The sequence below is a fragment of the Brotonthovivens ammoniilytica genome (assembly GCF_025566885.1).
In the GTDB taxonomy this organism is placed as follows: Bacteria; Bacillota; Clostridia; order Lachnospirales; family Lachnospiraceae; genus Brotonthovivens; species Brotonthovivens ammoniilytica.
The window spans coordinates 194,221-216,978 of record NZ_JAOQJQ010000003.1 but is presented as its reverse complement, the minus strand read 5'-3'; the positions used below and the strand labels follow the sequence as shown (position 1 = coordinate 216,978).

Genomic DNA, 22,758 nt, shown 5'->3' with positions numbered 1-22,758 from the left:
TCCTGCCTTATTTTTCGTCCGGAAGCTCATCCAGCTCTGCAAGATTAAATACCGGTCCGTCCAGGCAGATGAGTTTTCCGCCCAGATTACAGCGTCCGCATTTTCCTACACCGCACTTCATGCGCATTTCCAGAGTTGTTATAACATCCTCTTTTGCAAATCCCATACGAAGCAGCGCTTCTGATGTGAATTTGATCATAATAGGAGGACCGCATAAGATTACTTTTTTATTTTCCGGTGTAAACGCCAGCTCTTCCACATAAGCCGGAACAAATCCAACGTTTCCGTTCCAGTCTGCATCTCCTCTATCCACTGTCACTTCTACCCGTGTATCCGGTTCCTTTGGCCAGTTTTCAAACAAATCCTCTTTGAATACCAGATCTTCCGGTGAACGGGAACCATAAACAATGTCTATATGTCCATAATCTGACCGGTGCTCCAGACAATAACGAATCAGGGATCGCACCGGCGCCAGCCCAATGCCGCCGCCGATAAAAATCAGATCTTTTCCTTTTAAAGCTTCATAAGGAAAATGATTTCCGTATGGGCCACGGATTCCGATTTCCTGTCCCGTTGTCATTTCATGGAGGGCCTCTGTCAGTACGCCCACTTTTTTAATAGAAGACTCAATCCAGTCTTCGCCTTTGGCAGTTATGGAAAACATACCTTCTCCAATTCCCACAGCCGAAATCATTCCAAGCTGTCCGGGTTTTGGATCAAATGGCATTTTCCCATCCATTGTCTGTATCCGGAATGTTTTCACATCCGGTGTTTCTTCTGTAATTTTAATAATTTTGGCCACCTGGGGAATTAATGGGTTTCCATGACAGGTGCAGTCGTGATTAATTTCACTCATTTAAGTCCACCTCCGCAGCTTTATCAATAAAAGTCGAAATATCCATATGAGCCGGACATTTTTCCACACATCTGCCGCAGCCTGTGCACAGCAGCTGGCCGTAACGATCATAGAAAAAGGACAGCTTATGCAGATAACGGTTGCGCACCCGTTCCTTTTTCGTAGGACGCGGATTATGTCCTCCCGCCATTCTGCTGTAGTCAGAGAACATGCAGGAATCCCAGCAGCGATACTTGGTACCTTCTGCTCCGTGATTGTCAGAATCAATATCAAAACAATAGCAGGTTGGGCATACATACGTACAGGCAGCACATCCGATACAGGCTCTTGTCACCTCATCCCAGATTGGATGCTCAAACATTTTTCCAAGTTTCTCCGGCAGATCTTCTGTCATATTCACTTTCAGCCGGCAGGAAGTTTTGGCAGATGCCTCTCCCCCTTCTGTCAGCAGTGCTCCAAGACGCTCCATCGCATCCCGGCCTTTCTGTGTATACGCTTCCATAATCAGACTGTCCCCGGCGTCATGCATCATAACATCTGCATTAGGCGCATTGTTGGGATCCAGCCCCATGGAGTCACAGAAGCAGGTTCTGGAGACAGAAACACAGCCCATGGCAAACAAGGTAACCTCATCTCTTCTCCGGCTGTAGAAGCTGTCTACATAACCTTTCTCTAAAAATACTTTATCCATACAGTCGATGCTTCGCATATCACAGGGACGGATTCCGAAAATCACCTGTTTGGGCTGCGTAACAACTTCTTTAATCTCTATGGATTTTCCCATCTTATAATGATACATTTTTTCTGTACAGGGAAATAAAATATCTTTCGGCGGAAGCACGGTATTTTCACCGGTTAAATCCACTTCCATGCCCTCTTCCCACAGAACAAATCTTTTTACGTTTTCTATTTCTCCCGGCACAAAGACCCCTGCGTCAGCGGCAAGTATCTTTAATGCTTTGTCTAAATCTGTTTTCTTTAACTGCATCTGTCTGCCGCCCCCTTACATAAATTCATCTCTGTCGGATAAATCAAATTCACCAAGCACATGCTCTCTGTCATCCCCAAGTCCGCACTCATAATCGCCGAACAGATCATTGATGTCTTTTAACATTTTCTTTGTCTGGCGCATAATGGGCAGGCCCATGGGGCAGACCCGTTCACATTCCCCGCACTCAATACAGCGGTCGCCCACATGATAGGCTCTGGTCAGGCCATAAACCTGATTGGAATTACGGTTATTCTGTTTGCCCTGCCAATTTTCTCTGGCCTGGTCTGCATAGCATTCTTTACAATTGCAGGCGGGACAGGCATTTCTGCAGGCATAGCAGTGAATACATTTGTCATACTGTTTTGCCCAGAATTCATACCGGGCATCCGGTGTGAGCTTCTCAAATTCCTCAATCTCTTTAAAACGGTCCGGATTCACGGATTCTGACACAATCTCCCCCACCAGTTCATCATAAACCAATGGATTTTTGTGCTGGCATCCTTCACATACCGGATTTTCCTTTCCGTCACAGGGCACTCCTATGAGATATAAGTCTTCCCGTTTTACCTGTTTGTCTTTCATCAGGCGGTTTACAGCTCTGGAGTCGCATCCACGGATAATAACGCCGATTTTTTTCTCCGGATACCAGTCATCCAGCAGATACTTTGCCGTTCCGTTTATACAGTATTTATTCCATACAAGGCGGTCTGCATCTTCCGGTTTCGTAATAAATACCGGTGTGGTTTTATCCTCAAAGCGTGTGGCGCCCCATCCGATACAGTAACCAATGACGCCTTCTTCCAGCAAAGTGCGGACTCTCTGACGGATTTGTTCCTGAATATTACTCATCCTTTGCACCTCCTTTGCTGTACCATGTTTCCTGGAACTTTTTATTCGGTCCTAATTCTTTGATCTGAGCAGAAACTCTTGTGACAGTATCGCGGAATTTTGCTGCCTCCGAGCCGGATATCCATCTGGCCTGGAAACGGTTTGGATCAATTCCGTTGTACTCAAGCATTCTCTGCATCAGCATAAATCTTCTTCTTGTAAAATAATTTCCTGTAGCATAATGACAGTCTCCCGGATGGCAGCCGCATACTAAAACACCATCGCATCCCTTCTGAAATGCCCGAAGGATAAACTGCGGATTGACACGGCTGGAACAGGGAACCCGGATAACGCGGACATTTTCCGGATATTTCATACGATTTAATCCAGCCAGGTCAGCTCCTGTATAAGTACACCAGTTACAGCAGAAAGCAAGAATCTGCGGTTCCCAGTTTTCGTTTTTTTCTACTGACATAACGCATCCACCTCCCGTAAGATCTGTTCATTGGTAAAGCCCTGTAAATCAATAGCTCCGGTCCGGCAGGCAGCGGCACAGCATCCGCATCCCTGGCAGAGTCCTGTATTTACTTCTGCTGCCATACGTTTGATTCGTTTATTTCCGTCTCTGTCGTCAATTTCAACCAGACTGATTGCTTTGTACGGACACATTGCCACACAGTGGGCACATCCGCAGCATTTATCCTGGCTTACCTTACTGGTCATTGGCGAGGTCTCCATCTCGTCTTTGCTGAAGAGTCCGCAGACTTTCACTGCAGCTGCAGATGCCTGGGCAACCGTATCCGGAATATCTTTCGGTCCCTGACAGGTTCCTGCCAGAAAGACGCCGCCGGTCTGTGTCTCTACCGGACGAAGTTTCGGATGAGCTTCCTGCACCCAGCCGTCTGCGTCCATGGAAATACCAAGTTTATGTACAATTTCTCCGATTCCGTCTGCGGGAACCATAGCTGTTTCTAAAATTACCAGGTCCGCTTCCACTGAAATCTGCTGTCCAAGGAGGGAATCCTCACCCCGGCAGATTAACCGGCCGCCCTCTTTGTAAATTTTAGAAACACGGCCTCTGATATAGTGGGCTCCGTCATTTCTTGTTCTGTCATAAAACTCTTCGTAGCCTTTTCCAGGAGTTCTCACATCCATATAGAAAATGTAAACATTGGAACCCGGTATTTTTTCTAAAATCTGATGGGCATGCTTTGCTCCATACATACAGCAGGCTCTTGAGCAGTAGCTCTTGCCTTTTTTCGGATCACGGGAGCCTACGCATTTTACAATTACCACATCTTTTGGTTCTGTATGGTCAGAAGGTCTTACAATATGTCCTTCCGTAGGACCTGACGCATTCACAAGACGTTCAAACTGCAGGCCGCTGATTACATCTTTAAATCTTCCGCCGCCGTACTCCGGATAAAGCTTCTGCCATTCAATAAGCTGATAACCGGTAGATACTACAATAGCACCATATGTTTCCGTAAAGGTTGTTTCTTTATCATCAAATTTAATGGCTCCTAACGGACAGACTTTTTCACAGACACCGCATTTTCCGTCTTTTAATTTCCTGCAGTGATCCGCGTCAATCACCGGTTTTGCAGGCACTGCCTGGGCAAAGGATTTATAAATGGCACGTCGTTCACTCATGCCCTGATTAAATTCACTGAGTACTTTTGTAGGACACTTGGTTTCACAAAGTCCGCATCCGGTACACAGATCATGATTTACATAACGAGCTTTCTGCTTAATGGTTACTTCGAAATTTCCCACATATCCGCTGACATCCTCAAGCTCACAGTATGTCTTTAATTCAATATTGGGATGTGCACTGACTTCAACCATTTTTGGAGTACTGATACATGCAGAACAGTCAAGCGTAGGGAATGTTTTATCAAGCATAACCATACGTCCGCCGATGGATGGCTCTCTGTCTAACAGAGTTACTTGATATCCTGCATCTGCAATATCAAGAGCTGCCTGAATTCCGGCAATACCGCCGCCGATTACAAGGGCTTTTTTGTGAATGGGGATTGTAGATGTATGCAGAGGCTTGTTTCTGTCTACTTTTGCCACTGCCATTCTGGCCAGATCAATTGCTTTCTCTGTGGCCTTTTCTTTATCTGTATGCACCCAGGAACACTGCTCTCTTAAATTGGCAATTTCCAGCATATACGGATTGATTTTTGTTCCCGCCAGCATTTTACGGAAAGTATTTTCATGCATCCGCGGTGTACAAGAACAGATGACAATCCGGTCCAGATTGTATTCTTCAATTTTTTCCTTTACCATGGCCTGGCCTGGTTCGGAACACATATATTTATAATCTGCTGCGTATACCACATTTGGTTCCAGCTCCATTGCTTTTGCTACACGCTCTACATCTACGGTCCCGGCAATATTGGTTCCGCAGTGGCAGACAAATACGCCTATACGGCTCATACTGTGTCACCTGCCTTCCTCAAATATTCGTTTAACAGGTCAAATGCCGGGAAGAAATGCTTCTGCAGGCCAATATCCTTTACACCTGCTCCCATACATACTGCCAGTAATTCTGTGAACTGATAAATCGGAAGGTTATATGCCGTTCCATTCGCTTTATTCAGCTCTCCTTCTCTCATATCCAGGTTTAAATTGCACAGGGGACAGGCTGTGATAATAGCCTGAGCTCCGTTTGCCTGAGCATTCTTCAAAATCCTCTCCAGCTGAGGTCTTGCCGTCTTCGGTGCATCTACCTGATGACTGGCTCCGCAGCATTCGGTTTTAAAATCCCATTCCACAGGAACGGCGCCTGTCAGTTTAACGATTTCATCCATTTCCATAGGATTTTCTGTGGAGGAAGCTCCAGTTACCTCTACAGGACGTGAAGTCAGACAGCCATAGTAGCAAGCCACCTTCATTCCTTTTAGAGTACGATACATTTTTTCCTGACATAAACGCATCATTTCCGGTCTTGCAAAAATCTCCAGAAAACTTAATACATCCGCTTTTGCCCGGTAAGGCATGTTTATAATTTCTTCCAGTTCCTGTCTTGTCTCTTCACTCTGTCTTGCCGCATGGACCGTATGTTTCATACGGGAATAGCAGGAAGCACAGGCTACCGCCACATCCAGCTCCAGCCCCTCTTCCTCTGCAAGTGCCAGATTTCTGGCCGGCAGCGCTAAAGCTACTTTTTCATTTTTAGAGTGGGCACAGGTAGCGCCGCAGCAGTTCCAGTCAGGAATCTCTCTAAGCACCATTCCGATTTTGCTGCAGACATATTCAATTGATTTTTTATAGGTGATTCCGGTAGTATCCATGGAACACCCTGGAAAATAGGAATACTGCATTATTCATTGCTCCTTTCTTCCGCTCTTTTCATCAGGTCTTTTACCTCAGCCGCACCTTTGGTTACATTCAGCTCCGGTCCCACAATTTTATGTCTCAGCATATGCGGAACATTTTTCATATCCTGCATCAGATGGCCGGTTGATACATTATACAAACCTTCCAGTACAACTTCCTGATTTTTTCCAAACATTTTGACATTTTCAAGAAAAATATCCGTAAATTTATCTACTTCCTGCACGCCGATCATACCGCGTTTTTTTGCGATCATTCTGGACTGCTCGATGAGTCCCGGCAGATTGATATCATGAGGGCAGCGGTCCACACAGGTGTGGCAGGCTGCGCACAGCCAGATGGTTTTTGATTTTAAAATCGGAGTCATCATGCCAAGCTGCATATAATGTACAATCTGGCGGGGCATCAGATCCATGCCCCGGGCCATTGGACATCCTGCAGAACACTTTCCGCACTGATAACAATCTTTAAGATTTACTCCGGCTTTTTCGGCGATTGACTCTGCCAATACTTTCTGACTGCTGTTATTCAGGCATCCATCCATCTTTTTTCTCCTTATAATTTTCGTTTTCCAAGGGCCTGCGCCAGCTCTTTGAGCGCTTCCTTCTCATCGCTGTCCGGAATTTTTTCCAGAGCTTTGAGCGCTTTACGGCTGCAGGCATGTATTTGAAATTCTGTATACTCAATTCCCTGTGACATGGAAACATACTGAAGCAGTATTTCCATATCATCCTCTGTTTTATTTTGTTTTGCAGCCAGCTGCTGCATAGACTCATCCGGTCTGTTTTCAAAAGCGTACAGCACCGGAAGGGTATAAATTCCTCTGCGAAGATCCTGGCCTCTTCTCTTTCCAAAGTCATCTGTCCCCGTAAAATCCAGGACATCATCCTTTAACTGAAACGCAATTCCGATCTGTTCCCCAAAACATTTCAGCGCTTCTGTCTGTGCATCATTCAGTCCTCCCGCAATGGCTCCTGTATAACAGCTGGTGGCCAGCAGATAAGCGGTTTTTCTGCGGATCTGTTCAAAGTAAATCTCCTGGGTCTGAGCCTTTATATGAAAGAGATGTTCCATCTGCTGAAACTCTCCCAGACACATCTGCAGTGAAATATCCGCCAGTGCTTCATTAATCCCCGTTCCCCGGTAAAGATGCAGATATTCCATAGCCCGTGCCAGCAGAAAATCTCCGCTCTGCACCGCAGCATGCCGCCCGCTGGTCTGATGGATTGTCTCAACGCCCCTTCTCAATGGCGCATCATCTACTACATCATCATGAATCAGCGAGGCTGTATGCATCAGCTCCAGCATACACATCAGCGGCAGAATCTCCATCTTCTTCCCATCTCCGATTCGATGACAGATCCATGCCAGAGAGGGACGCAGGCGTTTGCCTCCGGCCATCACAACCCGCTCAAGATCTTTTGACATTTCGAGCTGATCACTGCGGCATAAAGTTTTTAACTGCGCCTCCATCTCTCCTAAAGACTCTTTCAGCCGGCGGTACAGCACCTTTGTATTCTGCTGTATCTGTTCCTGCGCTTTTTTCTTTAATCCGGTCATAATCCGATTTCCTCCGCGGCATTTTCTACAAACTGAAGATATCTGTCTGTATCAAACTCTTCTGCACCCCATGCGGATTCCTTGGCATCCTGTTTTAAATATTCTGAAAACAGGTCGATAAGACGTGTGCTGTCCACAGGAATCAGGAAGGAAGAAAACCGGCTGAAAAAGTAATCTCCCAGCAATGTAGCAGTCTCAGGAGAAATCTCCGTTATTGTGTGCAGTTTCCGAAACAGGAAAAAGCACTGACAGGCAGCTGCATATTCTTTTGTGAACCTTTCCTTTTTGCAGGCACAGACTGCACACCTTAACACTTCCTGACATTCCTTTTCATCCGGCAGCTTTAACCCGAATCGTTCCCACATAGAAAAACCGTCTTCCAGGAGAGCACATACATCTGTCACAATCTGCTGTTTTCTCTGTTCCATAACGGCCCTCCTTTTTGTTCCTTTAATTATGTATTACTCTTTTTCAAAGGTAAGACATCCCATATTGGGGCTTTCTTCTTTTATTTCTACCTGTTTTACAATGGTTTTGTATCCTGGCATTATATACTCCAGGGTATAGGTTCCACTGTTTTTTGGCAGACGGTCAATTTTATATTCTCCAAGGAAATCCGCATAGGTTTCTTTTAAAGGCACCCCGTTCATGGACAGTTTGATTTTAGCCTCCGTGGCCGCTGTTTCAATGCCGTCTTTTATATAGCTTAAACCGCCTGCAATAAAACATTTATTATATTTGTAAAGGTTTCTGTAAAGTACTCTTGGCTGATTGCTGCCGTCTGTCAGCGGTTTTAATTTCTGTTTCTCTACGATTTTTTCAAACTCGCTGTCTTCACAGTAAACTACGCTCAGTGCTCTTAACGGACATGCCTGCACGCAGCGCGGCTCTTTCCAGCCCTGATCCAGCAGATGGGCACACATCGTACATTTCTGTGCTGTGCCAAGCTCTTCATTCCAGTGAATATGACCGTAAGGGCAGGCATCTGCAAGATTTTTGTTTCCTTTAGCTCTGGCAGCATCCAGCAGAACAATTCCGTCAGGACGTTTGATCACCGCATCCGGACAGCGTTCTGCACACGGTGCATTGTCACAGTGCTGACAGGTTTCTGTTACAAATGCTACCTCTGTGTATGGAACGCTTCCCCGTTCCACACGTTTTGAATTAATCCATTTATCTTCATGATGCTGCTGGCTGTCCGTATATGGAAGCCAGGAGTTTCCAACATGTTCGTCCTTGCATGCCAGCAGGCAGTTATAACAGCCCACACATTTTGCAAGGTCTACTACCATATGCCACTTCTTCATTATTTTGTCTCTCCTTCCCATTTACGAACTTCCACCAGACAGGAATTTGCTCCCATGCCGTGGGCATGCTGCACCAGGAACCGTTTATTTGTCAGGTTATTGATACATCCCATTTTTTCTACTACACCGTCGCCTCCCGGTTCACCCATGGGCCGGTAGTCTGCACAGGCCTCGAAAGAATGAACGGTGCCTGCCGGTACACGCTGTGTCAGCTGCAGAGCACACAAAACATTTCCTCTGTCGTTATATACTTCTACAATATCATCTTCTTTTAATCCCCGGGCTTTTGCATCCGCAGGATTCATACGGAAAATCCAGTAATAGAAACCGTCAATTAATCTTCTGTGTTCTTCAATATCATTGATGTTGGAATCTTTTCCGTCACCCATAGTATGGAAGCTGTATTTGGAATGAGGTGAAATCAGCTGCAGAGGATATTTTTCATACAGCTTAGTAGTTTCACAGCCTTCCCATGACGGGTGATACATACAAATCGGTCTTCTCTCTTCATCATCCGGGTCAAAACGTTTCAACGTCTGAGCTTCAAATTCAAACAGTCCGGAGGGTGTCTGAAGTCCTTCGTTGTACCGTCCGTAATATTCAGACGGCAGCGGGGAAAGCTCCGGCGTATCCTTTTTCGTTCCGTTTGCAAACCAGCGGAAAGCAACCGGGTCACGTCTGTCCTCCGGAAGAGGCGGAACTACATAGTAGCCTTTTTTCAGCAGCTGATGCCAGGAAATTTTCTTTTTAAGATCTGTAGCATCAAAGTAACGTTTTGCCCAGTCATATTCAGAATTTCCTTCTGAAAATACCTGCCACAAACCAATCCGGTTTGCCACTGCCTGGAAGATTTCAAAGTCTGACTTGGATTCTCCCAGAGGTTCAATACATTTATGCTGAATAAAGCATACTCTGTGATTATTCTGCAGATAAGATTTTTCAATATATCCCCCACAATTTCCGGACTCTGCAATATCCCAGCGCTCAAAGTTTGTACATGCCGGCAGAAGTACGTCTGCAAATCTTGCCTCTCCCTCCAGCCAGATGGACTGATTCACAACAAATTCCAGGCTGTCAGTACGGTACATCTGAGCGAAACGTTTGGACTGGGGCTGGGTTCCAATATGAGAACCACCATATTTGTAGTACATTTTCACCGGTGAATGACCGGGAGCCGGATAAGATACTTTGCAGAACTGTCCATGGACAGAGTAAACCGGCATATTATGCGCCTCCGTATGTTTTTCTATAATCGCCTCCGGAATTCTAAGACGGGGAATCTGCTGATATTCAGAGTTTACCGACGGTGACTGAGGCATACGGTTGTACAGCGCAACACCGGCTCCGGAACCGATAAAGTCACCGGAAAAACCGCCGTCTGCATAGCCCGGAAACCAGAATCTGGTATCCAGAGGTGTTCCGTACTGCAGACCGCCAAAGTTAATACCCGGCTTTCCACATCCCTGCATAAAAATCAGGCATACCATAGCTCTGGCCCACTCTGTACCAAAGGCCACACGGCCGGCACCGCCGAAGGAAGTAATACCGCCGCAGGCCAGGTATGTTTTATTCCTCGCCCATTCCTGTGCCAGTGCCCTGACAATTCTTGCAGGAACTCCGGTAATTGGTTCCTGCCATTCCGGGGTCTTTGGTGTTCCGTCCGTTTCACCCAGCACATACGCTTCCCATTTCTCAAATCCATAGGTTCTTGTGGCAACATAGTCTTTATCGTAAGTACCCTCATTCATCCACACATTGGCAATGGCAATAGCCATGGCAGCATCCGTGCCGGGTTTCGGTGCGATCCAGCGCCCGCCTACAAATGCTGCTGTAGAATTTTCATAAGGATCAATATGTACGGTTTTCATTCCCAGTTCTTTAATCCAGGAACGGCGGATGGTCCCTTCCTGAGCTCCATATACGCCGGCTGTTGTCTCCGGATCTGAGGACCAGAAAACAATCATATCAGAATTCTGCATACAGTCTTCTACAGTAGAATAAATTTCACATCCGCCGTTTCTGGCAGAACCGCCATAGTGATGGATGGCTCCCCATGCAAACCCTTCCCAGCTGTCCGGATTTAACAGAGCTGTTGTAGCTCCCAGGCAGTTGAAAAATCTTTTTGCGGCACTTAAGTAATATCCGATATTTCCCCATGTGTGGTGAGAACCACAGGTAAAGAAAACAGAACCGGGTCCGTTTTCTTTACGTACACGGACAATTTCGTTAGATACAATATCCAAAGCTTCTTCCCAGGAAATTCTCTCATAACCGGAAATACCTCTGTTCTCCGGATGACGCTCTCCATTGGGATCAAAATCCACACGCTTCATGGGATATAATAACCGGTCTTTAGAGTAAATCAGTGATTTCCAGAAAGCATATGGCGCCACTGTAGCCCGTTTTGGCGGAGTAAATTTTTTACCTTTCGCGGTGATGGTCCATGGATCCGCATCACTGTCTTCAAAATCAATAGGGGTAATACGGACAATTTTTCCATCCTTTACATAAACAAATACCGGGCCGCCGTTTGTTGCATTCACATAGCGTACCTCTCCGTTTGGCATTTTTGTTCCGTAATTTTTCAGATACAATACGTCAAAAGCAAATACTTTTAAAAGCAGACTGGAAAACCACATAGCATCTTCATCCGGACCGTTTAAAGCAAGGCCTCCGGCTTTTGCCGCATTTACAAACTCATCCTGTTTTCCCATCATCATGCCTGTCATGACACGCATTGCTGTTTTTTCTTCTGCAAATACCATCTCCACAGAAGCATCCCGGAAAATACCGTTTCTTCCGGTTACTCTCCCGCCGGAAAATTCAATCATCCGTCCTGCACTGCCATCTCCAATCCGAATCTGGACTTTTAATTCTTTGTCTTTCCATTCATCCTTAAACGCCGGACATGCTGCCGCCAGTCCGTTTAATAATTTGTCCAGCACAAACAGTGTGCCTGTTAAGGCTGTCTTATTTAACACACTGGTTGTTTTGTCTACAATTGATTTACCCATGAATTATGTTCCTTTCTCCTTTTATAGTGCAAAGGGACAGCACTTTTTTACTTTTCTGCTTACCTGTAAGCAAAGAATTTTGTATAAAATCTTTCTTAGCTGTACTCTGGTTTATTTTTAGTGTCCTTTTGGAATACCATAAAGATACCACTTACAAACCAAAACTTCAACCGATCAAAAACACGAAAAAATTTCTTGTGAAAATTATCCAGAATTTCTTCCTGAAATTACCATAATTGAAACTCTTTCTCAGCAATATCACAAATTCCCACTCTTCTTTTACGGAATCTGCGTCAGATGTCTTATTTTCATCTCTTTTTAAAAGTGCATATCTTAGGTCTTTTTTTGGTATCCCAGCTGTCGTTAATCAAAATACATTTATTTTTACCCTGCATTTCTTGGATTGCCTTATGAATTACTGAACAGATGCTGCAGATATATAATAAAGTCAGAAAGAAACAAAACACAGAACATTAAAATAAACAAAAATATGGAGGTAACTGATATGTCAAGAAGATTTGGATTATTTTACGCAAGAACATTATATATGGGTGCTTTAGCGCTGAACCGTTCCGTTATGAAGCTTGAAGAATTAGTAAGAAAATAAAAGCAGGCCTTATCTGAATATGCAAAAACCGGAAGAAATACATTTTATCTATGCATTCTTCCGGTTTTCGCTTTATGAGCTCCACTTTATTAAATTTTTACACTTCCGGAATCTGTTTCTGCTCCGAAGCAAATTTCTCAAACTCACAGTCTTTGTCAAGATTTTCCGCTATTACCGATTTCAGCTGATCTGCAAACTTACGGCCCTGCTCAATATTCCCCCCAGTTCCCTGATAAGCGGTCACGTTAACAATCGTATTAATCATCAGTATCATCTCCTCCGCAAAATTATCCGCAGAAGTGAAACAGGAATCCAGTTCAATCTCATTTTTATCAATGTCCAGTTTAAAATTAATCATATTCCTTCTCCTCATCTGAATATTTTGTAACATCATATCACATGCAAAGACAGATGACACTATAATTTGTGAAAAATCAATCATAAACAGGTCCGCATCACAGAAAAAAGTCCCAGTAAATTCTAGCTTTACCGGGACTTTTTTCTGTCTGTTAAAAATCTATTTCTTTTCCGTAATAAGTGCAGATAAACAGCTGTTCCATCTCTTTTGGAGTAATTGCTCTTGGATTGGATCCTGTGCAGGCGTCTCCTACAGCCAGCTCTGCAATTCTTCCGATTTTTTCATTAAATTCTTTCTCTTCCACCCCAAATTCCTGAAGTGTTTTTGGAATCTGAAGCTTCCGGTTAAAGGATTCGATTTTTTCACAAAGACCATTAATCAATGCCTTTTCTGAAAGTCCTTCCAGACCTACAAATCTTGCAATCTCAGCATAACGTTTTGCAGCTATTGGGTCTTTGGCATTATATTTGATGACATAAGGCAGATAGATGGTATTTGCACATCCATGAGGAATATGTCCTGTGGAAAATGCCGCTCCGGTCTTATGTGCCATGGAGTGCACGATTCCCAGCAATGCGTTGGAGAATGCCATACCTGCCAGACACTGTGCATAATGCATCTGTGCTCTTGCATCCATATTTCCCCGGTAAGACTCCTGGAGATAATCAAAAACCATTTCAATGGCTTTTAAAGCCAGCGCATCGGTAAAGGGGCAGTTCAGTGTGGAAACATATGCTTCAATGGCATGAGTCAGCGCATCCATTCCCGTATAGGCAACCTGTTTTGGAGGAAGTCCCTCAACCAGCTCTGAATCAACCAGCGCAATATCCGGTGTAATATTAAAGTCTGCCAGCGGATATTTTACTCCGGTCTGATAATCTGTGATAACAGAAAAAGCAGTTACTTCTGTTGCTGTTCCTGATGTTGTAGGAATTGCAGCAAATTTTGCTTTCTGACGAAGCTGTGGAAAGCTGAAAGGTGTGCATAATTCCTCAAATGTAACATCCGGATACTCATAAAATGCCCACATAGCCTTTGCCGCATCAATCGGTGATCCTCCGCCCATGGCAACAATCCAGTCCGGATTAAACTGGCGCATTCTTTCAGCGCCTTTCATTACGGTATCCACAGAAGGATCCGGTTCCACTCCCTCAAACAGTTCAACTTCCATGCCTGCCTCTTTTAGATAGTCTTCCACTCTCTGAAGAAATCCCTGGCGTTTCATAGAACCGCCCCCAACAACAACAAATGCTCTTTTTCCCTTTAGATTTCTTAATTCCTCCAGACATCCTTTTCCATGATAAATATCTCTTGGTAATGTAAATCTTGCCATCTTCTTTCCCTCACTTTACTTTTATTTACCTTCTTATTTTCTTAATTTCTTGAGAAAGTCCCCAAGGACTTTCCCTGTTTATTTTGGCGGATAAAAACCGCTTGGCGTCTCATTTAAATTAATCAGAATATTTTTCTGCTGTGTATAATGGTCTAAAATCACTTTATGAGTTTCGCGTCCGATACCGGATTTTTTATATCCTCCAAATGGAGCTCCCGCAGGAATCTGATTGTATGTATTCACCCACATTCTTCCGGTCTCTATATTTCTGGAAACCCGGATTGCACGGTTGATATCTTTTGTCCAGACAGCACCGCCAAGACCGTACTCAGAATCATTGGCCATCGCAGTTACCTCTTCTTCGGTTTTAAATTTAATTACTACTGCTACCGGTCCGAAAATCTCCTCCTGGGCAACCCGCATATCATTGGTAACCCCTGTAATCAATGTTGGCTGCATAAAGCATCCGTCTGCACATTGGCCTTCAATATACGGAGCTCCGCCGCAGGCAATTACAGCACCTTCCTGTTTTGCGATTTCAACATAAGACATGATCTTTTCAACCTGTTTTCTGTTAATCTGAGAACCCATCTGAGTATTTATATCCAGCGGATCGCCAACCTTAATATTTTTAAATGCCTCCACTGCCTGCTGAACAAACTTATCATAGATGCTCTCCTGAACAAACACTCTAGAACCGGCGCAGCATACCTGGCCCTGGTTAAATAAAATTCCAAGCTGCAGTCCGTCAAGAGCCATATCCCACGGGCAGTCCTCAAAATAAATGTTAGCGCTTTTTCCTCCCAGCTCCAGTGTAGACGGAATTAGTTTATCCGCCGCCGCTTTTGCCACGTCCAGCCCAATCTCGGTAGAACCTGTAAAAGCCAGCTTCCTAAATCCCGGGTGATCCAGCATATACTGCCCGGATCTTGAGCCGCCTCCTGTAATCATATTTACAACACCTGCCGGAAGAAGATCTTCGATGAGTTCCATAAATACAATCATGCTTAACGGAGTGGATGAGGATGACTTAAATACAATACAATTGCCTGCCGCCAGAGCCGGAGCCAGCTTCCATGCAGCCATAAGGAACGGAAAATTCCATGGAACAATCTGTCCTACAACTCCGATGGGTTCTCTAAGAATTAAACTCAAAAAATTACCGTCCAATACACTTGCGGACCCTTCCTCTGTCCGGATGGCCCCAGCAAAATAGCGGAAGTGGTCAGAAGAATAAGGTACATCTATAGCCATGGTCTCACGGATTGGTTTTCCGTTATCCATAGTCTCAACTGCTGCCAGCAGTTCTTTATTTTCATCTATACGATCTGCTATCTTTAAAAGAATGTCCGCACGTTTTGAAGGCTCTGTATTCTTCCATTCCGGATAGGCCGCCCAGGCCGCATTCACAGCTGCATCTACATCCTCTTTTGTGGCCTCGGCACAGTATGCCAGATGTCTGCCGTTAGCTGGATTTGTTGTCTGAAATGTTCCTTTGTCTGACGCGTCCCGCCATTGTCCATTAATATACAGTCCGTATTTCTCTTTTAATGTTACATTCATAATCACATGCTTCCTTTCTTTTTACTTTCTGTTTGGTATTGTCACGGATATTTCAAAGCGGGCTGTATGTTCCTTACCCGCTTTATACAGAATAAAAATCTGGAGGGATTTTTGGAATCTGTCCGCCTATCCGTTTCACTTATTATAAAATTTTACAGAGCCAAAAGTCCTGTGAAAACAAACAATCTTCCCCTGTAATATTGTTTGTTTTCACTAACTTGGCTGTTTTTTTTCGTTTTTTATTTGTCATCTTATAAAAGAATGAGTACAATAGAGTTACTTAAGAAAGGATCCTAAACTTATGAGTACATATACTGACAGTCCATCTAAAAGGCTGCTTTGCGCAAACTGGGATTTGATGCAGGCGGCACAGGAAGGCGGTATCAGCGCCATTATCAATACTGCCGGAGAAATTTTTGACTGCCCCATTCTGCTGGTAGACGACTGTTTCCGTCTCATTGCCAGCTGCCCGGGACATTTTACGGAAAATGAGAAATGGAATGAAATCCTAAAAAGACGCAGCCTGGACATTGATCTGATCTGGAAAGTACTTCAGGAAAATGTAGATAATACTCAGAATTTTTATAAACCTTTTTATGCCCGGCATGGATTATGTAAGGATTACCCTATTATCATGGGTGAACTGCAGCACGACAAAACCGTTTACGGCCATATTCTGATCTGCCTTGGACCAAAGCCTCTCAAGGAAGATGATCTTAAACTGACTGCCCGGCTGATTTACATTCTGGAACTAAACCTGAATACAAGAGGCGCCAACCCCGATCACTGGCACAAAGCCATGTCCACACGGCTTCAGGATCTTTTGCTTCTTGATACGCCAAAGCATCTTGTGAAGCTGGCTGTGGAAACACTGAATCAAAATATCCAGGGACGTTTTGCCATCCTTGTGACCCCTTTTGGAAATCAGGCCTCTCAAAGGGCCTTCGCCCACCTGGCTGTTATGCGTCTGCAGCAGACTTTTCGAAATATTGTTTCTCTGATTTTTGAGGATGTCATTGTTACACTGTTCGGCGGTATCAAGTACTCCGCCGCTGCTCCTATCCTGCGGCCGGATAATAATACTATGGCCAATCAGCTTTTTTCTTATTTTGAACAGTATGATATGAAAAGCGGACTCAGCAACAGCTTTCAGGATCTGAATTTTGCTTTGCTGCACTACCATCAGGCATTATTCTCTGCTCAGCTGGCAAATTCTGCCAATCAGCAAAAGAGAGCCATCTTTATGGATCAGATGCCTCTCCCGCTGTTTTTCGCTCTGCTGAAAGCAGAACCGGGGCGGATTTTTATTCACCCTGTGGTTTATCAGATTCGCGCTTATGATAAAAAACACAGTACAGAATATGAAAATACACTGAGAGTCTATGAGCTTTCCATGCGCAATAAGGATGAAGCCGCCGCAAGACTGAATATTCATAAAAATACGCTGCAATACCGTTTAAACCGTATTATGGATTTGTTTGATCTGCCTCTTAACGACACCTGGACGTCTCTGAATCTGCTGTGCAGTTCTCTGCTTTTGGATGTTGATAATTCCCTTGGTGAGCGCAGACCGCCTCACGAGGATTAGCCGGACGTCACTGGATTTACCTGTTTTATGCTGTTATCAAAACCAGCCGAAGCATTTCCCGATCCAGTAAATAAGGCCCAGAATCCAGCTGGTAAATATTCCATATAAAATTACTGGTCCTGCGATGGTAAAGATCTGACAGCCGATTCCAAAAACCTGCCCCTCTTTTTTAAATTCAATGGCAGGCGCTGCCACACCATTGGCAAATCCGGTAATCGGCACCAACGCCCCCGCCCCTCCAAACTTTGCAATAGAAGGATAGATATTCAGACCGGTTAAAATCACGCTGGCCAGTATCAGCAGCAGACTGGTCCATGCTGCGGCCTCCTCCTTACTGAAATCCATGCTCATACAGACATTCATAATAATCTGGCCGATGACACAGATGGCGCCTCCTACAAGAAATGCCCGGAACATGTTCCATGGCAGACTGTAGGATGGTGTCACCTGTTTTACAAAAGCGTCATACTTTTCCTGCTGCTTTTCTTTATCCTTTTCATGTTCGATATTCATCTTACTACTCCTTGTTTCCATAACCGACCTGTACGGTCTTATCTATCTCCGGTACAGTACGCTGAAAAAATAGAAAGATCCCGCCATTTTTCCCAGTGCAAAACAAACCATACCTATATTCATACCTGTTTTTATTCCGCTTCTTCGAAACAGAACAGGCCATACCTGCAGAACTTCTGCTAAAGCCGCCGCAAGACAGCCGACAAAAATACCTGCGGTAACTCCAAAAACAATTAAAAGCCCTGTTCCAATTAAAATCTTTAGTCCCGCAAATATGGAAAGTATATTTCCCACAATTCCGCCTAAAATAATGGCGTTTTCATAGGCAATGACATGCACTGCTGTACTGCTTTTTCCCGCCATTCTTGGAACTACTCCGAGACTTGTAATTAATGCAAATGAACCGGCAGCCGTGGCCGCTCCGCTAAGCAGCCCCACTGCCACCAGTATGATCTCTCTAATCAACATCAATTGATTTCCCTTCTCTGCCGCTTTCTTCTATATAAGTGGTATCCACATCCTGCTCATATTTTCTCATGGCCACCTGTATCGGAGTTGGGTCATCTGTAATTTTTTTCTTTCCTATATGATTATAGAAAATCAGTATTCCAATGGGAAGGCCGATACAGTAGCTGATCTCAAGAGCCGTATATCCACTGGATTCCCGTCCCATAACCTGTTCATAGAACCTGTCAAATACCTCCGGTACAGAGACATCGTTATTGAAAGTCATAATCATAAAGGCCGCTCCGAAAAACAGTATGGCGCAGATCAGACAGGTTTTAAATAACTGAAGTGCTTTGGGATCTTCCTTTGGCTTATAATAAACAACAAAATCCGCTTCCCCCAGATTTACTACTGTCAACTGTGGATATTTTTCATGAATCAGCTCAATTACTTTCAAAACAGAAAATGTCTGCACTGTTTTCCTCTTTTTTCCAAGATTTTTTGGAAAATGATAAATGCTCAGCTGTTTCAGCTGCCGGATGATACTCTCATCTGTACATTCCATTTTTGCAATATCATTCAACACAATATTTTTCTGTTTTACAACGCTGTTTTGTTCCACTTTTAAATACAGTGTCTGATTCTGTGCACTCATGCATCCTGCTCTCCTGACAAGCCCTGTTTCATATCATTTTTCACATTTTTAACGGCTTCTTTCCACTCTCTTCCTGTTTCGGCAGCCGCCTCTTTCATTTCATCGCCGCTTACTGACACCGCATCTTTTACTGCTTCCTTTGTCCTTTTTGCCGCGTCTTTCATACTTTCACCGGTCATCTGTACTGCTTCTTTTACTTCTGAACCTGTTTTGGATAACGCCTGCTTTACATCTTCTCCAACCTGTTTTCCCGCTTCTTTTAAACGGCTTCCTTTTTCCTGCATCTGTTTTACCAACATTCCTTTCTCCTGTGAACCGTCATCTTTCAGACAGAAACAATAATAAAAAATGCCTCCTACAGTTGCGGCAACAGCAACCATTAAGAGGCAGATACGATACTTTTTATGACTCATACCTGCACACTTCCTTTTCTTTTTTGCTTAGTATGAGTATTTTTATTAAAATTATTCAATTCTTTTTTAAACACCGGTTTCCGCCAGCTGGCGCATACGATTTAACAATTTTTTTTCCAGACGGGAAACCTGAACCTGCGTCATATGAAGTACTTTTGCCACATCCGACTGGGTCCGGTCCTGAAAATACCGCATATAAATCAGCTGGCGCTCCTTTACATTAAGCTGTCCCAAAAGCTGTTCCAGCAAAAGCCGGTTGTCCACGCTTTCTTTTTCATCTCTGGCAGCCGACAACTGATCCTCCAGAAAAATTTCTTTTCCGTCCTGAACATTCATGGGCTTATTAAGGGAATCAATTTCTGTGTTGGCTTCCATAGCCATTACAATGTCTTCTGTCTCAAGCCCCGTCTCTTCTGAAAGCTCCTGAATGGTAATATCTCTTCCCTTTTCATTCTGCAGCCGCTGCATAGCCTGTACAATTTTCCAGTTATTTTCTTTCAATGTCCTGCTGACCTTTATCATACCGTCGTCCCGCAGAAACCTTTTGATCTCTCCGGTGATCATGGGCACCGCATATGTGGAAAATTTCACCTCAAAGGATGTATCAAAACGGTCAATGGCCTTCATCAGGCCAATACTTCCAATCTGAAACAAATCCTCCATCTCGTATCCCCTGTTGGCAAATCTATGTACAATACTCCAGACAAGCCCCATATTCTCCTCTACCAGTGTATCCCGTGCATTTTTATCCCCCTGTCGTGACTGTTCTATCAGCTGGGCTGTCCGGGTCATACTGCTCACCCGCCAATCTGACGTTTCATTACCACCCGTGTTCCCTTGCCGGGACTTGAAAACACCTGCACATCATCCATAAAGGCTTCCATAAATGCAAATCCCATACCGGACCGCTCCAGCTCCGGCTTCGTAGTAAACATAGGTTCCATGGCCTGCTCAATATTGATAATTCCCACGCCTTCGTCTGTAATTCCAATAACCACTGAATGCCCCGACACTGTACATTCCATAAAAATCTTACCGGGTCCCTGCTGATATCCGTGAATAATACAATTTGTCACCGCTTCGGAAACGGCGGTTTTCACATCTGCAAGTTCATCAATGGTGGGATTTAAAGGGCTTATAAATGCCGCCACAGCCATCCTGGCAAATCCCTCATTTTCAGACCGGGCATCAAATACGATCTGCATCTCATTTTTATTTTCCATGGTCTCTTCTCTTTGTTTCATTTCAATCCTCCTCCACACTTACAAGTTTATATAGTCCGGCCATAGAAAATATCTTTCTTACCCGTTCACTTTTCAGATGTACTGCCTTTACCTTTCCTCCGGAAAACCCAAGATTTCTGCAGCGTCCCAGAATAACACCTATCCCTGAGCTGTCCATAAACTCCGTCTGCGCAAAATCAAATATTACCGTCTGAATCCGGTAGGTGGAAATCATCAAATCTGCCTGCTCCTGTATCTGGCTGGCTACATGATGGTCCAGCTCCCCGGGCACATAAATCGTCAGATTACGGCCTTTTACCTCATATTGAAAATCCATAATAGCTCCTTTCCTATGATAAATCTTTGCGGACATGGTTCCACTCCGCCGCAGTGCGATCCACAGCGGAGCGTTTTTTTGCTCTATAGGGATCGGTACTTTTCAGCTTTATCACAACACAGTATTTCCTATAGAGCGAAAAAAGACGCCATACCCCCCATGACGTCTTTCGTAAAAAGAATGTGTCTCTGCACATTCATGCGTTATTCATTTGTCTGATTACCGCTGGTATCTGTGCCATTATCTGTACCGGTCTGGTCAGTGGTTCCCTGGGAATCATTCAGTCCATATTCATCTTTATGGGATTCCATAAAACTGATACACCGGTCTGCAGAGCTTTTGTCACTTCTAGAGGACACATCGCTTTCAGATACTTTTTTAAACCACTTCATTGCATTGGTTCCGTCCTTTTGCTGATAATAGCAGTGCGCCAGATAATATGCAGCTTTTCCGTCTTTGTAGGTTTCATCCGTTCCTACAATTTCAAGAAGCTGAGTAATCGCCTCATCATACTTTTTATTAGTATAATCTCTAACTGCAGACACATATTTGTCTCCAAGAAGGGCATCTTTGGCCTCACCAAACACCTGGTCATAAATCTCTTTGGCATCGTCGCTGAAATAATCAGATTTCACACCGTCAAGCTCTTCCCCTGCAGTTTCATAATCTTTATCAGAGTATGCCACATAAGCTTTTAACAGCGATTCATACGCACTGACTTTGTCGTCAGCAGAGGAAGACGCTGTATTTGCCTTTTCTACCTGACCTTCCAGACTTTTAATCTGAGATTCCAGACTCTTAATATCCTGTTCCCTGGTAGAAATGGTCTCATTTGCTTTTACAACTGCACTGTTTGCATCGTTTTTGGCACTCTGGCGGACACCCGGAATCACAAGAAAACAGACAACTGCAATTCCAATTGCCGCTCCTACTAAAAGATTTACCACGGACATTACCGCTGTATTATCTTTAAAGCGGCTGGGACGGATAATCACATCATTGCCGCTCTCATAAGTAACTGTTTCCTTTTCTTCCTGCTTTTTATTTTTACCGGAAGTCTTTAGCTGCTCATTACACTCTTTTAGATATGTCAGAGTTTTTACATTATTAGCATCCACTCTGCCAGCATTTTTCAGGCACTTCTTGGCCTGGTCATATCTGCCGTCTTTCATATACAAAAGCGCTAAAACCTGATTCGCCTTTACAAGTTTCGGATTCATGGACAGTACCTTTTTCAGCTGGATCACCGCCAGGTCATAATTTCCCTGCTGGCAGTAAAGAAGCGCCTGATTAAACTTCTTTATAGTCTGATTTAAGGTTTCTAGATGGGTATTATTATTCTGAACAGTACTTAAATATTTTGAAGCCGGATTATTATCCGGTATCAAACTCTTACTGATTACCCATTCACTAACCGCATTGACGGATTCTCCCATCTCAAAGTAAATCAGTCCCAGAAGATTTCTGGCATTCATATTCATCTTGTTGTATCTGAGGCTTGTCTTTAAGTCCTCTGCAGCGCCGCTTAAATCGCGCACGTTTACTTTTACGAGCGCTTCGTTATACATATAATTTGAAACGGCCTGAATCTTTTTCATCATCCGCACATCAGCTTCACACTGGGGACAGCTGTCCGTACTGTCAAGCCGTGCGCCACAATAATAACAAAACATCGCTGGCCTCCGCTATTTTCTGCTTTCTTTCAACATTTCTTCCAATATATCCATCATATCTGTCATATCCCGGTTATAGATGGCATCTTCCGCATCTTCTATTTCCATACTGGGTTTATATTTTTTAAGTTCTTCTTCAAAATCAAT

The 22,758-nt window shown here is 44.1% G+C and carries 23 protein-coding genes; 1 reads left to right on the top strand and 22 read right to left on the bottom strand.

The genetic code is table 11. The features are described 5' to 3' along the window. Positions 1 to 7: 7 nt before the first annotated feature. From OCV88_RS09025 to OCV88_RS08960, 14 genes are all read right to left on the bottom strand, one after another. Positions 8 to 856 carry an FAD/NAD(P)-binding protein gene (locus OCV88_RS09025; RefSeq protein WP_158425177.1) on the bottom strand — a complete coding sequence of 283 codons (849 nt, stop codon included), beginning with the start codon at positions 854 to 856 and terminating at the stop codon, positions 8 to 10. Further along, positions 849 to 1,844: a 4Fe-4S dicluster domain-containing protein gene (locus OCV88_RS09020; RefSeq protein WP_158425176.1), complete on the bottom strand. Its 996-nt coding sequence runs from the start codon at positions 1,842 to 1,844 to the stop codon at positions 849 to 851. Before OCV88_RS09020 ends, OCV88_RS09025 begins: the two co-directional genes overlap by 8 nt. Positions 1,845 to 1,859: 15 nt before the next feature. After that, positions 1,860 to 2,696 carry a 4Fe-4S dicluster domain-containing protein gene (locus OCV88_RS09015; protein WP_158425175.1) on the bottom strand — a complete coding sequence of 279 codons (837 nt, stop codon included), beginning with the start codon at positions 2,694 to 2,696 and terminating at the stop codon, positions 1,860 to 1,862. Continuing rightward, the gene (locus OCV88_RS09010) at positions 2,689 to 3,150 is read right to left on the bottom strand and encodes a hydrogenase iron-sulfur subunit (RefSeq protein WP_158425174.1); all 462 of its coding nucleotides are present in this window, start codon (positions 3,148 to 3,150) and stop codon (positions 2,689 to 2,691) included. The genes OCV88_RS09015 and OCV88_RS09010 overlap by 8 nt, the downstream gene beginning before the upstream one ends. After that, positions 3,141 to 5,120: a CoB--CoM heterodisulfide reductase iron-sulfur subunit A family protein gene (locus OCV88_RS09005; protein WP_158425173.1), complete on the bottom strand. Its 1,980-nt coding sequence runs from the start codon at positions 5,118 to 5,120 to the stop codon at positions 3,141 to 3,143. Before OCV88_RS09005 ends, OCV88_RS09010 begins: the two co-directional genes overlap by 10 nt. Then, positions 5,117 to 6,007: a CoB--CoM heterodisulfide reductase iron-sulfur subunit B family protein gene (locus tag OCV88_RS09000; RefSeq protein WP_158425172.1), complete on the bottom strand. Its 891-nt coding sequence runs from the start codon at positions 6,005 to 6,007 to the stop codon at positions 5,117 to 5,119. The genes OCV88_RS09005 and OCV88_RS09000 overlap by 4 nt, the downstream gene beginning before the upstream one ends. Further along, on the bottom strand, positions 6,007 to 6,564 hold the full coding sequence (locus OCV88_RS08995) for a 4Fe-4S dicluster domain-containing protein (protein ID WP_158425171.1): 558 nt from the start codon (positions 6,562 to 6,564) through the stop codon (positions 6,007 to 6,009). Before OCV88_RS08995 ends, OCV88_RS09000 begins: the two co-directional genes overlap by 1 nt. A gap of 11 nt (positions 6,565 to 6,575) precedes the next feature. Beyond that, positions 6,576 to 7,580, bottom strand: a complete 1,005-nt coding sequence (locus OCV88_RS08990; RefSeq protein ID WP_158425170.1) for a polyprenyl synthetase family protein — start codon at positions 7,578 to 7,580, stop codon at positions 6,576 to 6,578. Further along, entirely contained in the window at positions 7,577 to 8,008 is a 432-nt protein-coding gene (locus OCV88_RS08985; protein ID WP_158425169.1) for a hypothetical protein, read from the bottom strand. The genes OCV88_RS08990 and OCV88_RS08985 overlap by 4 nt, the downstream gene beginning before the upstream one ends. A 33-nt stretch (positions 8,009 to 8,041) precedes the next feature. After that, a complete protein-coding gene (locus OCV88_RS08980) occupies positions 8,042 to 8,887 on the bottom strand; it encodes a 4Fe-4S dicluster domain-containing protein (protein WP_262591081.1) in 846 nt (281 codons plus the stop codon). Then, the gene (locus OCV88_RS08975; protein ID WP_158425167.1) at positions 8,887 to 11,901 is read right to left on the bottom strand and encodes a molybdopterin-dependent oxidoreductase; all 3,015 of its coding nucleotides are present in this window, start codon (positions 11,899 to 11,901) and stop codon (positions 8,887 to 8,889) included. The genes OCV88_RS08980 and OCV88_RS08975 overlap by 1 nt, the downstream gene beginning before the upstream one ends. 704 nt (positions 11,902 to 12,605) lie before the next feature. Next, on the bottom strand, positions 12,606 to 12,866 hold the full coding sequence (locus tag OCV88_RS08970) for a hypothetical protein (RefSeq protein WP_158425166.1): 261 nt from the start codon (positions 12,864 to 12,866) through the stop codon (positions 12,606 to 12,608). A gap of 151 nt (positions 12,867 to 13,017) precedes the next feature. Then, positions 13,018 to 14,199 carry an iron-containing alcohol dehydrogenase gene (locus tag OCV88_RS08965; RefSeq protein ID WP_158425165.1) on the bottom strand — a complete coding sequence of 394 codons (1,182 nt, stop codon included), beginning with the start codon at positions 14,197 to 14,199 and terminating at the stop codon, positions 13,018 to 13,020. A gap of 78 nt (positions 14,200 to 14,277) precedes the next feature. Further along, a complete protein-coding gene (locus tag OCV88_RS08960) occupies positions 14,278 to 15,762 on the bottom strand; it encodes an aldehyde dehydrogenase family protein (protein WP_158425164.1) in 1,485 nt (494 codons plus the stop codon). Positions 15,763 to 16,063: 301 nt separating this feature from the next. Between OCV88_RS08960 and OCV88_RS08955 the strand changes: the two genes are divergently transcribed. After that, a complete protein-coding gene (locus tag OCV88_RS08955) occupies positions 16,064 to 17,350 on the top strand; it encodes a PucR family transcriptional regulator (RefSeq protein ID WP_158425163.1) in 1,287 nt (428 codons plus the stop codon). A 36-nt stretch (positions 17,351 to 17,386) separates the two neighbouring features. Here OCV88_RS08955 and OCV88_RS08950 read toward each other — a convergent pair whose 3' ends face one another. The 8 genes from OCV88_RS08950 to OCV88_RS08915 form a co-directional block, all read right to left on the bottom strand. Next, positions 17,387 to 17,863 carry a SpoVA/SpoVAEb family sporulation membrane protein gene (locus OCV88_RS08950; RefSeq protein WP_158425162.1) on the bottom strand — a complete coding sequence of 159 codons (477 nt, stop codon included), beginning with the start codon at positions 17,861 to 17,863 and terminating at the stop codon, positions 17,387 to 17,389. A gap of 42 nt (positions 17,864 to 17,905) precedes the next feature. Further along, on the bottom strand, positions 17,906 to 18,331 hold the full coding sequence (locus tag OCV88_RS08945; RefSeq protein ID WP_262591142.1) for a stage V sporulation protein AB: 426 nt from the start codon (positions 18,329 to 18,331) through the stop codon (positions 17,906 to 17,908). Next, positions 18,321 to 18,965: a stage V sporulation protein AA gene (locus OCV88_RS08940; RefSeq protein ID WP_158425160.1), complete on the bottom strand. Its 645-nt coding sequence runs from the start codon at positions 18,963 to 18,965 to the stop codon at positions 18,321 to 18,323. Before OCV88_RS08940 ends, OCV88_RS08945 begins: the two co-directional genes overlap by 11 nt. Continuing rightward, positions 18,962 to 19,378, bottom strand: coding sequence for a hypothetical protein (locus OCV88_RS08935; protein ID WP_158425159.1), 417 nt, complete (start codon positions 19,376 to 19,378; stop codon positions 18,962 to 18,964). Before OCV88_RS08935 ends, OCV88_RS08940 begins: the two co-directional genes overlap by 4 nt. A 66-nt stretch (positions 19,379 to 19,444) precedes the next feature. Further along, positions 19,445 to 20,170: a SigB/SigF/SigG family RNA polymerase sigma factor gene (locus OCV88_RS08930; RefSeq protein WP_158425158.1), complete on the bottom strand. Its 726-nt coding sequence runs from the start codon at positions 20,168 to 20,170 to the stop codon at positions 19,445 to 19,447. Positions 20,171 to 20,175: 5 nt separating this feature from the next. After that, positions 20,176 to 20,601, bottom strand: coding sequence for an anti-sigma F factor (gene spoIIAB, locus OCV88_RS08925; protein WP_158425351.1), 426 nt, complete (start codon positions 20,599 to 20,601; stop codon positions 20,176 to 20,178). A gap of 22 nt (positions 20,602 to 20,623) precedes the next feature. Then, complete coding sequence (locus OCV88_RS08920; protein WP_158425157.1) at positions 20,624 to 20,938, bottom strand: STAS domain-containing protein; 315 nt, start codon at positions 20,936 to 20,938, stop codon at positions 20,624 to 20,626. Positions 20,939 to 21,141: 203 nt separating this feature from the next. Beyond that, positions 21,142 to 22,611: a tetratricopeptide repeat protein gene (locus tag OCV88_RS08915; protein ID WP_158425156.1), complete on the bottom strand. Its 1,470-nt coding sequence runs from the start codon at positions 22,609 to 22,611 to the stop codon at positions 21,142 to 21,144. Positions 22,612 to 22,758: the final 147 nt, after the last annotated feature.

Bases quoted from the DNA above. Each gene is read 5' to 3' on its own strand.
- OCV88_RS09005 (WP_158425173.1), bottom strand. From the start codon at position 5,120: ATGAGCCGTATAGGCGTATTTGTCTGCCACTGCGGAACCAATATTGCC.
- OCV88_RS08985 (WP_158425169.1), bottom strand. From the start codon at position 8,008: ATGGAACAGAGAAAACAGCAGATTGTGACAGATGTATGTGCTCTCCTG.
- OCV88_RS08975 (WP_158425167.1), bottom strand. From the start codon at position 11,901: ATGGGTAAATCAATTGTAGACAAAACAACCAGTGTGTTAAATAAGACA.
- OCV88_RS08950 (WP_158425162.1), bottom strand. From the start codon at position 17,863: ATGAATATCGAACATGAAAAGGATAAAGAAAAGCAGCAGGAAAAGTAT.
- OCV88_RS08965 (WP_158425165.1), bottom strand. From the start codon at position 14,199: ATGGCAAGATTTACATTACCAAGAGATATTTATCATGGAAAAGGATGT.
- spoIIAB (WP_158425351.1), bottom strand. From the start codon at position 20,601: ATGGAAAATAAAAATGAGATGCAGATCGTATTTGATGCCCGGTCTGAA.
- OCV88_RS08915 (WP_158425156.1), bottom strand. From the start codon at position 22,611: ATGTTTTGTTATTATTGTGGCGCACGGCTTGACAGTACGGACAGCTGT.
- OCV88_RS08980 (WP_262591081.1), bottom strand. From the start codon at position 8,887: ATGAAGAAGTGGCATATGGTAGTAGACCTTGCAAAATGTGTGGGCTGT.
- OCV88_RS08945 (WP_262591142.1), bottom strand. From the start codon at position 18,331: ATGTTGATTAGAGAGATCATACTGGTGGCAGTGGGGCTGCTTAGCGGA.
- OCV88_RS08920 (WP_158425157.1), bottom strand. From the start codon at position 20,938: ATGGATTTTCAATATGAGGTAAAAGGCCGTAATCTGACGATTTATGTG.
- OCV88_RS08935 (WP_158425159.1), bottom strand. From the start codon at position 19,378: ATGAGTCATAAAAAGTATCGTATCTGCCTCTTAATGGTTGCTGTTGCC.
- OCV88_RS09025 (WP_158425177.1), bottom strand. From the start codon at position 856: ATGAGTGAAATTAATCACGACTGCACCTGTCATGGAAACCCATTAATT.
- OCV88_RS09015 (WP_158425175.1), bottom strand. From the start codon at position 2,696: ATGAGTAATATTCAGGAACAAATCCGTCAGAGAGTCCGCACTTTGCTG.
- OCV88_RS09000 (WP_158425172.1), bottom strand. From the start codon at position 6,007: ATGCAGTATTCCTATTTTCCAGGGTGTTCCATGGATACTACCGGAATC.
- OCV88_RS08970 (WP_158425166.1), bottom strand. From the start codon at position 12,866: ATGATTAATTTTAAACTGGACATTGATAAAAATGAGATTGAACTGGAT.
- OCV88_RS08930 (WP_158425158.1), bottom strand. From the start codon at position 20,170: ATGACCCGGACAGCCCAGCTGATAGAACAGTCACGACAGGGGGATAAA.
- OCV88_RS08960 (WP_158425164.1), bottom strand. From the start codon at position 15,762: ATGAATGTAACATTAAAAGAGAAATACGGACTGTATATTAATGGACAA.
- OCV88_RS08990 (WP_158425170.1), bottom strand. From the start codon at position 7,580: ATGACCGGATTAAAGAAAAAAGCGCAGGAACAGATACAGCAGAATACA.
- OCV88_RS08955 (WP_158425163.1), top strand. From the start codon at position 16,064: ATGAGTACATATACTGACAGTCCATCTAAAAGGCTGCTTTGCGCAAAC.
- OCV88_RS09020 (WP_158425176.1), bottom strand. From the start codon at position 1,844: ATGCAGTTAAAGAAAACAGATTTAGACAAAGCATTAAAGATACTTGCC.
- OCV88_RS08995 (WP_158425171.1), bottom strand. From the start codon at position 6,564: ATGGATGGATGCCTGAATAACAGCAGTCAGAAAGTATTGGCAGAGTCA.
- OCV88_RS08940 (WP_158425160.1), bottom strand. From the start codon at position 18,965: ATGAGTGCACAGAATCAGACACTGTATTTAAAAGTGGAACAAAACAGC.
- OCV88_RS09010 (WP_158425174.1), bottom strand. From the start codon at position 3,150: ATGTCAGTAGAAAAAAACGAAAACTGGGAACCGCAGATTCTTGCTTTC.